The sequence below is a fragment of the Enterococcus sp. AZ009 genome, assembly GCF_050548785.1.
Lineage (GTDB): Bacteria > Bacillota > Bacilli > Lactobacillales > Enterococcaceae > Enterococcus_D > Enterococcus_D entomosocium.
In genome coordinates, this window is the sequence record NZ_CP172960.1 from 847,146 (window position 1) to 862,037 (window position 14,892).

A 14,892-nucleotide genomic window follows, 5' to 3' on the forward strand; every position below is an offset into this window, starting at 1 on the left:
TAATTTTTTTATAGTAGAGTGGAAATGGACAAAAATTTGATTTATCCGTTAGCTTAAGTGGCTAACGCTTCTATTCTCTAATATATGGTTTTACTTACTATTTTTCTTGCGATTGTTTCCCAATCTGCTTGTTGTTCATAAAAACAATGTTATCATTGTATCATCAGATGTGGGTGGCGAACAGTGGTCTAAAACACGAGCGTTGATTACAAATAAGGTTTTTTCGTTCTCTTTGTTTATTGATCAGAAAAGGTAGGAGGAGAATAATGGTTGAGGTACTTTTGATGTGTGGCGTTAGTGGTGCAGGCAAAACCACTTACTCAAAACAAAAAGAGCAAGAAGGTTATGTAAGATTAGCAATAGATGAATTAATTTGGGAAGACTATGGCGTTTATGGTGTTGATTACCCTTCGGAAAAATATGCAAAAGTTTCGTCATTATCTTCAGTTAAATTGAAAGAGCTTACAGTAAGGGCTGTTCAAGAAGGAAAAAACGTAGTTGTCGATTCTAGTTTTTGGGCTAAAAGTCACCGAGACGCTTATAGAGAACTACTGGCAGCATATGATGTGACGATTAAAGTAATCTATCTAAAAGCTGATTATGATACTTTACGAAAACGATTAGCGATCAGAAATAAAGTCCAGACTGCAAATTCCGCTTTTCCTATTACAGAAGAAATCCTTCAACGGTTTTTTTCGGGATTCGAAGAACCGATAAATGAAGATGAAGTAGTGATTGAGCAAAAGAATAAATGAAGTAGCATCAAAATGTTTTTACTCCTTTTCAATACATTTAGTCTTATTACTGTGCAGGACACAAAGGACAGTCATACTAGAAGCAAAACAGTGATTGGCAATTTCTTTTCTTGTTGCATTCTTCGATTAATAAACGGATCAAAAAGCAATCCGCTGAAGACAAAATGACTATGACAGCTGTTAAAGACCAAGAATCAATACAAGAAACCGCCCATTTGGTAAATAGGACGGCAAACAGTAAGCACTTTGAGCAATCGAAACCACAAGTTAAGGCTCAAAAAACGATTACTACAAGACTTGAAGACTTGTAAGAAAAATTAAATATATTCTTCCTCTTTATTTACGTACGTTATAATATGCTTAAGATTTTTAAATAGAAGGAGGAGAAAACATGGAAGTAATTACACCAACGAATGCAAGAAAAAACCTTTATGGAATCATTAAGCATGTTGTGGCTGACAGTCAACCTGTAGAAATTGCGAGTACAAAAGAGGAAGAAAGCGTCATCATGATTAGTAAGAGCGATTGGAACTCCTTACAAGAAACGCTCAACTTACAAAATGTGGGTGTACTTGATCGGATCAAACACTTTTAGAATGAAGAAAGTGAAGACTTAGGTGAAATTGATTGGGATAGAATGTAAAGATCAAAAAGAATGCTCGCAAAGATTTGTCTAAATTGAAGAGTATCAATCTAACTAGTAAGTTTGATGAACTGATCAAAGTCATTAAGGAAAATCCTTTTCAAACACCGCCGCCTTACGAAAAATTAACAGGATTACCTTACTGTTCAAGACGTCTCAATATCAAACACAGGTTGGTATACAGCGTGGAAGAAGAGAGTAAAACGATCACGATTCTCTCTGTTTGGTCACACTATGAACGTGGGATATAATATGCTAAACTATTTCGACTCTTTGTCAATAAGGACTGATGAGTCGTACAAAATCAAATCTGGGTCAGAATAAATAGCATTCTGGCTCAGATTTTTTGTTAGCTTACTTTGATTAGTTGATTGATCAAAATGATTCTAATTCTCATGTTCTCAAATGATTTAAATCTGTAGAATACTCGTTTCGTGATCGGTAAATGAGTCATCGTTTGAGTAAGGGAGAGAATCGTATTGAGATGCCTTCTTCATCGCTCAAACGTTTTTGAAGTTTTACACAGACCTCTTCAAATAAGAAATCCTCTTATCAAAAAAAATCCCTTTATTCGCAAGGTGATAATAATAAACAAAAAAATGGAACAGCATAAATGTTTTCGAAATGCTTTCGCACCAACATTTACCTGTTCCGTGGGTTTGGCACCCAATGGGCCGTGAGGGGCTCGAACCCGCGACCCGCTGATTAAGAGTTAAATAATTGATAGTTTTATTTAGTTTGAAAATGCTTTGGATATGTTGAATTTTAATAGGTATACCAAGGTTTTGAAATGTTTTTTAACACTAAAAAGCATAAACAAATATAAGTTAATAAAGAAAAAAATTAGAAGAATTCAAGAAAAACGTTGGCTTTATGGAAAACAAATCTAACAAATAAAGTGCTATAGAAAAACAATTTGAAAAGAATTATAAAAACTAAATTTAGCGAATATGAATATAGCGATGAATTGAGACAGATTATCAAATCTGTCTTTTTTTATTGCAACTAACTAAAAGGAGTGTACTTATGAGTAAAGTAAAAAAATTAATGACTACTCTCATGCTGTTTCTGACTTTGAGTGGTACGATCGTTGAACCTGTATCTGTGTTGGCAGAAACAGTGAACACGGTTGAGACACAAGAAGTACAAGAAGACACTACTGCAACTGAAGTAGTAGAATCGGCCACAGAAGAAGCAGAAACCAGCACCACTTCCTCCGATCAATCGACAAATACGAAGACTGATCAACAGGAAAAAATCGGAGAGAGTCAAAATGCAAATGATAGTCCGACGAGTGAAACAGCAGAAGAAGCGACGCAACCGTCAACTGAAGAGGCGGATCAATCGGTTTATGATTACCTCCGTGAACAAGGATACGAAATGCTCGCTGATGGCACGATCGTTAGTACGAATGGAACCTCTTATCGAGACGACTATTTGTCCGTTATTCAAGAAGTTCAAAACATGTTAAACCCAAATCCAATCAGATTACGAATGGCAAAAGCAGCGGGTCAATCGGTTTATGTGAACCGTGATTATGGTTCGTCTACAATCGGGTGGACGTATTCGAATGGCATTTCTGAACTAGGATGGTATGCGAAAAAAGATGCAAATGGTGGTATGCTCTGGTGTATTGAACCTGGGGTTCCCTTGAATTGGGGTGCAAACTATCCCTATACAACGTCAGAGGTTTCCCAAGACAAGTATATTCGGGCTTCGTTAGCTGTTTATTATGGATGGGAAAAACAAAAATCTGTCGTCAATGCTTTTTATACAGAGCGCTTGGTACAAGAAATCACTACCCGAGTAACTTCGGGTAGTATATATGATTATGCGGGTATGGCTAGTCAATCAGGCTACAATACGTTCCGTAAGAATATTTTGGAAGAAGTAGAAAGCTTCTTTACACTACCTTCATTTGCAGGTAAATCTTACACGGTAAAACTTGGAGAGACGTTAATATTAACAGATACGACAGGTAACTTACCAAAATACAAAGTGACAGCTGATACGGCTAATATGACAGTATCTCAATCAGGCAATACGTTAAAAATTACACCAAAATCAGATAGTAAGGAATCAGGGACACTAACATTACGCTATCAAATTGCAGCTGAATACGAAGGAGCAACAATTATTTACTCAGCGCCTTATTTACAAGATGTTATGAAGGCTAGAATTGGTGACCCTCGATTCTTCAATGTAAGCTTGAACATTGAATTACAAGGTCAAGGTGAAATCATTAAAGTCGACGAAAACGGCAAAGGATTAGCCGGAGCGCAATTTGAGATCACGAATAAAACGACCAACAAAACGGAAACCAAAACAACCGATAAAGACGGAAAAATCTCTGGTACATGGGATACAGGAACTGTCTTAGAAATCAAAGAAGTAAAAGCACCAACCGGCTATGTTTTGAATACGGAAAAGAAAACACTCACGATTGAAGCAAACAAAACGAAGTCGGTTACGTTCACAAACAAAAGCCAGTTAGGCTCGATTTCTATCGATAAGTCTGGTGTGGAGTTTGGAAAAGATATGGTGAATGGCAATTATACGTTGGCGGGTAATACTTTTGAGGTTTATGCTGGATCAAAAGCAACCGGCACGCCAGTTGCTACAATCACAACGGATGAAAAAGGGCAGGCAAAAACAAAGTCCCTTCCTTTAGGCACCTACACGCTGAAAGAAACAGCTGCTTCTGAAGGGTATTTGTTAAATACGAATACTTGGACAGTTGAAATCACCTATGCAGGTCAAAACGTTGAAATCACGAACGTAGATCAAAAAATTGAAAACCAAGAACAAAAAGGTTCGGTTGTTCTCACAAAACAAGATAGCGAAACGGGTACTGTTTCTCAAGGGGATACAACCTTTGCCGGTGCAGAATTCGATTTGTTCCGCAAGTCAGATAACAAGAAAATCGGTCATTATACCACCAATGACAAGGGACAGCTGACGGTCAATGATTTAGTGATCGACACCTACTATTTTTTAGAAACGAAAGCGCCGATCGGCTACGTCTTAGATAAAACGCCGGTTGAGTTTTCTGTTGAATACTCAGGTCAAACAGCAAGCGTCGCCAAACAAGCGACTGCAGTAAAGAAAAACAAAGTGATCACTGGCGGATTTGATTTGATCAAGACCGTAAATTACAACTGGTACACGACAGCCTGGAACTGGTTGACAGGGAAAGATCCTTCAGACCAACCAACCGTTCTTGAAGGCGTCGAATTTACCGTTACACAAGACTTTGGCAAGAAAGAAGTCGTTGGTAAAGCACTCACAGACAAGCAAGGCTATGTGTCATTTGATAAATTGCCTTATGGAACCTATGTGGTATCCGAAACGAAAGTACCAAACGGATATACAGGTATTGCAGACTTTAAAGTGACGATCAGCGAAGACGGTCAACGTTTCCACTATGTCATTGAAAATAAAGTAAAAGAAGCCAAGGTGAAATTTGTCAAAGTTGATGCTGAAACAGGAAAAACGATCGTTCGTTCAAATGCTGGCTTTGAAATCTATTCAAAAACCACCGGCGAACAATTAGTTATGCAGGATCTTCAAGGCAAAGAACAATCTGTGTTCTACACAGACGAAGAAGGCGTCCTTCAGTTGCCTACGCAATTTGCTTTTGGGAAATACTATGCCAAAGAGGTAAAAGCGCCTGAAGGCTACGTGGTGGCGAAAAACACGATTGATTTTGAAGTGACCGGTGAAGAAAAAGACGGTCTTGTGGTTGTTACGATCAAAAATGACAACCAAAAAGGACAAGTGACCCTACACAAAACGGTTCAAACGGCTATGTCCGTTGAAACAAAAGAAAGCGAGTATGGCAGCTATTCTGAGATTCAATTCGATCAAGCAAATGGCGAAGGCTTCAGTTTCAAGATCCGTCCAACGGAAGATATCGTGACAGCTGAAGGCACGATTCGTTTTACAGCTGGTGAATTCTTACAAAAAGACGGAGAAGATAAAGTTTGGACCACTGATTCTGAAGGGAATTTCCAAACAGACGCTTTCTTGTATATCGGGGCTTATGAATTGGTCGAAACGAGCGCACCTGCTGGTGTGAATTTGGAAGACACTCAACCGATTCCTTTTGAAATTACTTATGCAGGTCAAAACGTTGATATTACTTCAACTACGGCAACTGCTGAAAACTATCTTCAAGAAATCAATATTTATGGTCACAAACAACAGGAAGTGATCACTGGATGGGAAGATGGAAAAGCTGTTGTTGAATTGGAAAATGCCAATAATGGCCAAGTATTTGCACTAAGAACCGGACAAGACTTACAAATCGGTGATACAACACTGAAAGCCGGTACTACATTAGGCTATGCAGTAGTAAATGACGGTGTGCTTTCTTTTGAAAACATGCTGCTGCCGAATATTAAAGCCGATTACTACTTGCAAGAAGTGGACGCTGGTAGCGATCATGTGTTAAACGAAGAGCAATACTTCTTCACTTACACACCGGCAACGAATGATCGTGAACATGAGATCCATGTATGGGCAGACAGCTTTGCAGAAAATAAACAAGCGTTAACACGGATTGCTAGAAATCCAATTCTTAATAAATTGGCCCGTGCGACGGTCAAATTAGTGAAAACCGATGATTTGGACGGTCAAGCACTAGAAAATGTAGCGTTTGATTTAGTTCGTATCGATTCAATGATTGACGAAAACGGTGAAGAAACGACAACAGAAACAGTGATTTCTAAACATGCGACGAATGCAGCTGGGGAGATCGTTGTTGAAAATCTTCCAACTGGAAACTACAAATTCGTTGAATCTCGTCCATTAGACTGGTACGAAGACAATACTGACGATTTAAGCTTTACGGTCACACCTAAAGAAGATGGGTCTGTGATTGAAGTAAATGCAGTCAACTTCCGCAAACCGTTAGAGATCACGACAAAATTTGCGACGACAAAAGATGGGAAAAAACAAGCAAATCCTGATATTGATAATGAATTAACGGACTATGTAGCAGTCGATGGTATGAAACCAGGTCACACGTATTTTGTTGATACAGCATATGTCAATCGTGATACAAAAGAAGTCGTATCCACTTCTACGTCTGAGATCACAACAGACAAGGAAGGAACGTTTGAGTTCACAACAGAATTGTCCTTGCCAAAAGGCACGTTGAAAGACAGCACACGTCTGACTGCAACGCATGTCATTTATGAAGACAAAGACAAAACGAAGGAAATCGGCCGCCATGACGAATTGGAGAATGACGAACAAACCGTTACATTCATATCACCAAAAGTATCTATTCGCACGAAAGCACATACCGGTGACAATAAGACACAGACGTTCACTCACGGGGATATTATCAACGCCTATGACAACGTAGACCTGAGCCATGAGAACGTCTTAGACGGCACTGAAAGAGCATTTGAAGCGATTCTAGTTGCTCAAACACCAGATGGAAAAATGACCGATATTTGGACTTCTGGAAAAATTAATTACGTGGTGAATGACTCGACGATCGTTAAACAAGTGAAAACGAAAGTAGACACGTCTAAATACCCTGAAGGAACGACTTTCTTCTTCAAGGAAGTTGGTTACAACGAAGCAGGCGAAAAGGACTGTGAGCATAACTTCGATGGTAAAGACAAACAACAAGCTCTTACACCAGTGAAGAAAGGGACGTTGCCAAAAACAGGATCAACGACTTCTCTTTATTTGACGGTAGCCGGTGCTGCTTTATTACTAGCAGTGGCTTTGGGATATTTCTTCTTACGAAAAAAACAGATGAATAAATAAAACGAAAGGGAAGAGCCTTCATGGTCTTCCCTTTTTTGAGGGGAGATCATGAGTATGTTAAAAGCAATGCTTATTGGCATTTTTGTCGTTATAGCAGCCTGTATCGTATTAGCTGTCTACGCATGTTGTGTTGTGGCTGGTCGAGCAGACCAAATCGACGAGTTCAGATCAAAATATACAAAATAAAATTTCAGAGTTGGAGGAAATCAAATGAGTGAAACCTTGCACCATGATCCAGGGATTTTACATCTATCACTTGGACTAGACGTCCTACTAAATTATAACGAGGAAGGAACAAAAGTAACGACGGTTCAGTTATCGAAAAGCCGTCTTGGCGAGCTTATTCGTAACAATACGGTCACACGTACCAGTATTTTAGGCGTTCAAAAACTAGGCCTAATCGTTGGCAGCAACAGTAATATCGTGATCAACGTGGAAGACTTGATTGGTTTTAAAGACAAAACACCAGTTGTCCTTAATATCGACAGTGAACAAACAGAACAAACATATGAGGGGAAAGATATCTTTCAGATGTCACACTTTGAATTTATCGTTTCTGAAGAACAAGACCTTCGGCCTTCTCAAATTGAGCTTCTTTTTCATATTAATAAAAAATATCAAGCCTATTTACAAAAACAAGAAGCGGCAAAAAAAAGCGAAGAAGCGTAAAATTGCTATTCGAAAAAGTGCGATTGCGCATAAAAAATAACCTATTAGGAGGAAGCTATGAGTGAAGAAAAAGAGACTCGCTCTCAAAAAACGCCGAGTAATAAGCGAAAAATAGTTATAGCTGTCGCCTTAGGAGCGATATTTTTCAGTACAGCGCTCGGAATTAATGCTCTAAATTCGTCATCCAAAAGTGAATTCAAGGATATGGAACGTGTAACAACCAGTTCCCAAGATCAGAATACAAATAGTTCTTCGCAATCTAAAACCCAATCTGAGAGTGATCGTACTGACCAAAAACAAGATGATGAGAAAAAAAGCAGTGACACAACGTCTGCAGATTCAGGCTTGTTTGATTCTATTTTTTCCCGTATTCAAGGTTCCAGTGAAGAAACAAGCCCTGCTAAGTCATTGCTAACACTTTCAGAGCTGAAGGAAGTAGCCAAAGTAACGGAAACTACGGAAAAAGAAAAAAATTCAGGAAAAGATTTGGCAGTTAATACCGATAACGAAGGGCTTGGTCCTATTTTAGTAGGAAAAGATGTTGAAGAAACAGATAAAGACGAGGAAATAGAACCTACACCTCTACCTACACCAACGCCTATTCCTGATCCTAGTCCGGCTCCTGATCCAGAACCAACGCCTATCTTGCCAGTTGAGTCAAAGCCCAAAATTGTTGTTAGTCAATCCTACTTCGAATTGAACGAAGGCGATTCTTTTGATGTAAGTAACTACTATTCTGTCTTTGATTCAATGGATAAGTCACCAAGTGTGTGGATTGAGAATAGTACGCTTAGTGTTGGAACTAACACCATGATCATTCATGCGGTAAATAAATTTGGTTATTCAGATACAGCAACAATCACCGTACAAGTAAATGGCAGACCCAAAATTCATGCTTTTGCTACCACAATAGAAGTATCGATTCACGAATCTATTGACATGGTTAAATATTTTACAGCCACAGATCCAGAGGATGGGAATTTACAAGAGAAGATTGAATTCCTCTCAACTGTCAATACTGGAATCGAGGGAGAATATTTGGTGACTGCAACGGTATCAGACAGCAAAGGTTTTGAAGCAGTGCCTGTAACTATCCGATTCTTCGTTAAAAATGAAGCGCCTGTCATTCAGGGTGAATCTTCATATACGGTATCGATCGACGAATCATTCTCGATTCTAAATCAGCTATCTGTTACAGATAAAGAAGATGACCGAGATGGTTATCCGATTGAACTGACAAACGATAATATTTTAGAGAATAATCTTGATTTAAGGAAAGAAGGTAATTACACTATCAAAATCGGAAATGTATCCGATCGTGACGGCAAAAAGGTGGACGATAAGGTTATCACAGTGAAAGTTGTAAATGAGGCTCCTGTCGTTACAGTAAGCAATCAAACACTAAAAATTGGCGATTCATTTAATCCACAAGCCTTTTTAGATAGTATTTCAGTTTCTGATAAAGAAGACGATAAAAATCACCTGACACCAACTATATCGGTTGATGAAGAAACCTTGTATTCCATTCGTACAGATATACCAGGCGTTTATGAAATCGCAATAACCGCTACAGATAGTCACGGAAAATCAACAACCATTCTTACAATCATTACAGTTGTAGAAGACGATTCTGCTACAAGTGAAGATCCAGAAACAGAAGAGAATGAGTCGGATACACCTAGTGGGGACGGGGAAAATAGTGAAGTAGTTCCTGAAAATCAGGTTCCTGAAGAAACAGAGAATCACACGTCATTACCTACCGAAAATCACTTAGATTCTGTTGAAGCAGCACTAGAAGAACCTTCTAAAGAGGAACTGATCGAACACACTGATAGTTCTGATCTTGAGATCAATGAACAAGTGGATTTACAGACTCCAGACGTCTGAACAATCTTTAATAGAATAATAAATGGTGAGAGGATTTGATGGCGTGAAGGAACCGTACGATCCTTGTAGTCGTTCTCCACCGATAAGAAAGGAGAGATAATAGTCCTTGAATGAAAAAGAACTTGCTATTAAAAGGCTGCTCATTTCAATTTTAGATGCAATATTTGAACCTTCAGATGTGTATCAAGGGTTTATTGTTAAAGTGGTCCCAAAAGAGCTAAAAAAAGAAGGACAGTACAAGAATTTTGAAAGAACGATTCAACTGAATAACCTAACACGCTCACCACTAGAACTTTACTTGACTTGCTTAAGATGTCTTGCAATGCATATCGACACAGTAAACAACGAGTTCTTTCAAGAATCAGAAGGTGCGTACCCGATTTTACAGAAGCTGCTAGAAGCTTCACTAGAATTGGGTCTTTTTTCCATTCGAGAAATCGACGAACTAGAACAAAGAGGAAAAATAGCTGATATAGTAGCAAATTGCGGAAACTCAGCAGTATGGACATTGAAGTATCCTCTCCTGCCGGTTGCGTATGATGTCTATGTTATAAATGGCTACGCCATTAAGGGCGAGCTTAGAAGGTGGTCATATAATTATCAAAAGGACGGCAAAGTATGGCACAAATCTTTTTCAAGCCAAGAGGAAGCTATCCAGGAAAAGGAGCGACTTTGGGAAACAGCCGCTGAAATCACAGTAGAAGTGACAACGAAGCTAGAACGAATCTTTGACTTTGATTACTGCGTGGCTGTAAAACCGGATCTCGAATTAAATGATCTTTTTCAAGAGCATGGCTATGCTTATGAAGCATATGGCGTAAAGAAACACTATGTAAAAAAAGTACCTACGAAGAAATTCTTTCAAGAAAGAGAGTTTTTGATGCTCTATGAAGTGCCGTTTACTATCAAATTACCAAAATAAGAAAGGAGAAGTGGCATGGCTACTAAAAAAGAACGATCGGAAATCAAGAAAAAAACAATCAAACTCATGTCTTTAGACGGCATGGAGTATGATGAGTGGCTGCATGAACAACATGTAAAGTTCGTGGACGAGCAAGGAGAAAAAATCCTTGATCGATTAATGGACGAAAAATTGCAACAAACGAAAAAAAGCGACGTAAGTCAACCAACACAAGCAATCCATGGAGGAGAAGTAGAATGACAAAAAAGAGAACAGGTTATCAATGGTTAGGATTGGCTTTTGTCCTTTGGGCAATGGCTTTTTTATTTTTCACAATTGACTTAACTGCCTTTGCGGATGTTCAAACTACATTGAAAGATATTGAAACCGGTGCAGGCACACAATTCAAAGCAATCGCAAATATCGGAATCGGGATCATTATCATTCTTTTTGGTGGCGCCCAATTCTTAGGAGCAGAAATCAAGTCATGGGCTAAAAAATTATTGATTGGTGCGATTGTAGGTGCCATTGTAATCGTCAATTTTGACTGGATCAGAGATACTTTCTGGGGTTGGATCGGAGGATAACAAATGGTTGAAGTGGAAATTCTTGACGCTCAGATCAAGGGATTTACACTTCCTCTTTATCCTTTAGAATGGGAAGCGTTTCTGGAGGTTACTGAAGCAATGAATCCTTCAGAAATGCTATCCTTTCAGCTTTTGGAAGTTGATGGAGCGCCTTTTTATCAAGGGAAATATGAAAAACAATCAAGCCTAGAATCTTTCGAAGATGATTTAAAGAAAAAACTAAAACTCTTAGTAAAAAAGAAGGGAATCACAAAAGAAGAGGAGCAACAAATTCTCGAAATGACTGGTTTTATCGATAAAAAGCCTTCCTTACCAACAAAACACAAGCAGAAAGACGAAGCTACTTCCACTAGAATACCTAGACCAAGCAAGAAAGAGAAAATTTCGCAAAGTCAACGATCAAATATTTTTTTCAGGACGTATTCGATTTCCACACTTGTTAAACTTTTCCTGATTTTATTAATAGCAGCTGGTGCGTATTTTCTCAAAGAGGAATTTCTTTCAGGAAAAGAGGAGCCAACAACTTCTATTTCTTCAAGTGTCGAAATAACAAAAATTACCCTTGATAATTATATGGAAGTAGCGGAAAAAGAGACGGATAGACAAGAGGAAGTTGTCAATTTTTTAGTTGAGCAAGAAGCATTTGAACAGTTAGAAGCATTTCAAGAAGCCTATCCAACGGAGATTGGTAAGTTTGAAGTGGCTTTCAATCAAAAGGACTGGCAGACAGTGATAGAAGCGGATATTTCTACACTAAACAATGCGAGGAAAATGATGATGGCGATTGCGTTTATTCAATTAGACCAATTGGAAGAAGCAAAGCTAATAAGCGAAAGTCTGGAAGATGAGCAGTTAGCTATGCAGCTGGCTGTTGGCTATTTACGGCAGAAAAACGTGGATGAGGCAAAGAAGATCCAGGACAAATTAAACGATGATCAGTTGGCAGAAATGATTGATACAACGAAGATCTATGTTCAAATGATCTCTTACTATTCCAAAGAAAAAGATACGAAAAACCAAGAATTGTGGGAAAGAAAACTCGAGAAAATTGGTAACGAGTTTCTTCCATAGGAGGTAAAATTTGAAGACAAAGATAGGGTGCATTAATGAAAATTAGAATATACGGGAATGTATTTTTTAAAACGAAACAGAAATGTTAGTATTGTGGTAATATAATACTGATAAAACTTGATGCAAAAAATAACATCGGACGAAATTTTAGTCCAAATGGTTATTTTTATGCTGACATTGTTATTATAATCACATGTTTGTGTGTTTATAATAAAAAAGAAAGAGGTTTTGTTATGAAAAAGAAAATTTCTGTTTTAGTTTTATTGGGGAGTCTATTTGCACTGGAGTTTTCTCCGGCGGTACTTGCATCAGCTTCTGAAGTGAGCCAAGAACCAGTCACAAACGTGGTCGAAGTAAACGATGCTCCGGAAACTACCATAATTTCTGAAATAGAACTAGATGAATCATCAGGCAAAGAGGAAACTACAATTGTTGATAGCGATGGAAACTATTTAGGCAAGTTAAGTGTTCAAGAAGATGTGAGCATCACAACAAGACAAGCAGGGGACAAATATAAGCTTTCTAATAAAACTTATAGTGTATCTTTTATTGGAGTAACTTGTAACTTTGGTTATAAAGTAACTGTAAAAAACAAAAAGATCACAAGAGCGTATGGAACTTGGTCTAATGGTTTGCTTTGGTCAACTAGCTTAGGAAGCCCATATTATACGTCTACAACCTCCGGAGTAAAGGGGCAAACTTCGGTAGGAATAGATTGGTTAGGGTGGAATACAACGGTCAGACTATATGGAAATATTTCTGGTAACTATTTAGTTACAGGAATGAAGTTATCATAAATGTTTTCCATGAATTTATTGCCTCTCATCGCTATTGATATTTTGCTAATAGCTTTATGTTTTTTATTTGTTTATCAATATAAAAAGGAAAGACTTCTTTTTTGGAAAGTAGCTTTGATCATTAATATTTTCCTCATGATAGTTGTGTTCCTACCACAAATTATGTTTATCAAAGCTTCGCTCTTTTAATAGCTTGATGAATACGGGTCGTCTTCAGTGAATGAAGTCGACTTTTTTACTCCCTAAAATTTATTAACTACTTGAGAGAATAAAACGGACGATTGGATATGAGGAGGATTACACTATTTGGAGATGAAGGGAGTTTTTTAACAAAGAGAAAAAACAAAAATAAACCAGTCTTGAAGGTACACAGTTATCTTTGCAGCTAGCTATTGGATATTTAAGACAAAAGAACGTGGAAGAAGCAAAGAAGATACAGGATAAATTAAACGATGATCAGTTGGAAGAAATGATTGATACAACGGAGATCTATGTTCAAATGATCTCACACTATTCCAAAGAAAAAGACTCAAAAAACCAAGAATTGTGGGAAAGAAAACTCAAGCAAATTGGTAAAGAGTACCTTCCCCAATAACTATGAAAAAAGATGGAGGAGAGGTAAACATATTAACAAAGATCCGAGAATTTCGAGCGCATAGAAAAGTAAGGAAATGGAATAGATTGCTAGCTCAAGAGAATAATAAAGCCCTGGCTATTGGCAAAGGAGTCCGTTACCACCATTAGTGTTCGTAAGACCTATTATTATCAATGCTTCCCCTTTGCTTACAATTTTGTAAGGAGTAATTATTTTTCTATGTGGTATAGTTTTACATAGAAAGTATTAAAATAAGGAGTGGTAGCATGTTTGATAATAGCAGTTGGAGAAGAAGAAAAAAGAACGTTTATTCTAAAAGGAAGAAGCTTTTTACGTGCTTCACTTTAATGCTAAGTCTTTGTATACTTAGTTCGAATGTAATACCGGTTATAACTTATGCTACTGAACTTGATGCTTATGAGAAAAAACAATCAGAAGTTTCAGCTGATAATGAAGTTTTACCAGAAACGTTAGATGAAAATCTTAATTTTGACTCCATTACAAACTTTATTTCGGAACAAGTTGTTGATGATACGAATATCCAATTTACAGATGATGGCGTTTATATTGATGGCAAATTCTATACCCCAGAAGAATTTGATAAACTTCTAGATAAAATGGAGGATCCTACGGAAGTTTCGATCGAATTAACTGGAAATTCATCGGGACCAATTCAGTCCAGAGCTTTTTATATACCTGCCATTGGGTATGCAACTACTTGGCTTTATACTGTTCCTGGGATTGGACAAATAGCTGTGGTTGCAACTGCTGCTGTTGCTGTTGCATATGGGAGCTATATACTTAGTAAAGCCATTATAAAATCTGGACACTGGGCTTATAATAAAATAAGAGCGCATGTCAACGCTCGGCCAAGACCAAAAAATAAAACAACAACTAGATATAATTATCAAAAGTCTGTTTCAAAAAGAGATTATATCGCCTATAATTATAATATTTCAAATAAAATTCTTGATGGTAATGGGAGAGTAAAGATTAGGGATTTCAGGGATAAATTTGGTAATCCTCCCAAAGATTCAGATGGAAAATCGAGTAAAAGGTTTAAAAATGGTCGTTATGATATTCAAAAAGATAGAACAAATCATAAAGGCCGGTATAAATTAAATAAAGATGGTAAAAGAGTTGCCACAGTAGATGGTGATGGTACAATTTCAGGAAAATAATTAATTAAGAAAGTAGGAAATA

General features: G+C 37.6%; 13 protein-coding genes. All 13 read left to right on the forward strand.

The window, feature by feature from the left end; translation table 11 throughout:
* Window positions 1-266 precede the first annotated feature (266 nt).
* Window positions 267-755 carry an AAA family ATPase gene (locus tag IGJ74_RS03870; RefSeq protein WP_005237399.1) on the forward strand — a complete coding sequence of 163 codons (489 nt, stop codon included), beginning with the start codon at window positions 267-269 and terminating at the stop codon, window positions 753-755.
* 391 nt (window positions 756-1,146) lie between these two features.
* Window positions 1,147-1,350 (forward strand): type II toxin-antitoxin system Phd/YefM family antitoxin, encoded by a 204-nt coding sequence (locus tag IGJ74_RS03875; RefSeq protein WP_218193499.1) that lies wholly within the window; start codon window positions 1,147-1,149, stop codon window positions 1,348-1,350.
* A gap of 74 nt (window positions 1,351-1,424) precedes the next feature.
* Window positions 1,425-1,649: a Txe/YoeB family addiction module toxin gene (locus IGJ74_RS03880; RefSeq protein WP_016613766.1), complete on the forward strand. Its 225-nt coding sequence runs from the start codon at window positions 1,425-1,427 to the stop codon at window positions 1,647-1,649.
* A 775-nt stretch (window positions 1,650-2,424) separates the two neighbouring features.
* Window positions 2,425-7,182, forward strand: a complete 4,758-nt coding sequence (locus IGJ74_RS03885) for an MSCRAMM family protein (protein WP_218193498.1) — start codon at window positions 2,425-2,427, stop codon at window positions 7,180-7,182.
* 210 nt (window positions 7,183-7,392) lie between these two features.
* Entirely contained in the window at window positions 7,393-7,851 is a 459-nt protein-coding gene (locus tag IGJ74_RS03890) for a hypothetical protein (protein WP_218193497.1), read from the forward strand.
* 57 nt (window positions 7,852-7,908) lie between these two features.
* Complete coding sequence (locus IGJ74_RS03895; protein ID WP_218193496.1) at window positions 7,909-9,738, forward strand: hypothetical protein; 1,830 nt, start codon at window positions 7,909-7,911, stop codon at window positions 9,736-9,738.
* Window positions 9,739-9,844: 106 nt separating this feature from the next.
* The gene (locus IGJ74_RS03900; RefSeq protein WP_218193495.1) at window positions 9,845-10,660 is read left to right on the forward strand and encodes a hypothetical protein; all 816 of its coding nucleotides are present in this window, start codon (window positions 9,845-9,847) and stop codon (window positions 10,658-10,660) included.
* Between the two features lie 15 nt (window positions 10,661-10,675).
* Window positions 10,676-10,900: a hypothetical protein gene (locus IGJ74_RS03905; protein WP_218193494.1), complete on the forward strand. Its 225-nt coding sequence runs from the start codon at window positions 10,676-10,678 to the stop codon at window positions 10,898-10,900.
* On the forward strand, window positions 10,897-11,226 hold the full coding sequence (locus IGJ74_RS03910; RefSeq protein ID WP_218193493.1) for a hypothetical protein: 330 nt from the start codon (window positions 10,897-10,899) through the stop codon (window positions 11,224-11,226). The genes IGJ74_RS03905 and IGJ74_RS03910 overlap by 4 nt, the downstream gene beginning before the upstream one ends.
* Window positions 11,227-11,229: 3 nt before the next feature.
* Window positions 11,230-12,297, forward strand: a complete 1,068-nt coding sequence (locus IGJ74_RS03915; RefSeq protein WP_218193492.1) for a hypothetical protein — start codon at window positions 11,230-11,232, stop codon at window positions 12,295-12,297.
* Between the two features lie 233 nt (window positions 12,298-12,530).
* The gene (locus IGJ74_RS03920; RefSeq protein WP_218193491.1) at window positions 12,531-13,094 is read left to right on the forward strand and encodes a DUF5626 family protein; all 564 of its coding nucleotides are present in this window, start codon (window positions 12,531-12,533) and stop codon (window positions 13,092-13,094) included.
* Window positions 13,095-13,509: 415 nt separating this feature from the next.
* Complete coding sequence (locus IGJ74_RS03925) at window positions 13,510-13,689, forward strand: hypothetical protein (RefSeq protein WP_218193490.1); 180 nt, start codon at window positions 13,510-13,512, stop codon at window positions 13,687-13,689.
* Window positions 13,690-13,955: 266 nt separating this feature from the next.
* Entirely contained in the window at window positions 13,956-14,870 is a 915-nt protein-coding gene (locus tag IGJ74_RS03930) for a hypothetical protein (RefSeq protein WP_218193489.1), read from the forward strand.
* Window positions 14,871-14,892 lie beyond the last annotated feature (22 nt).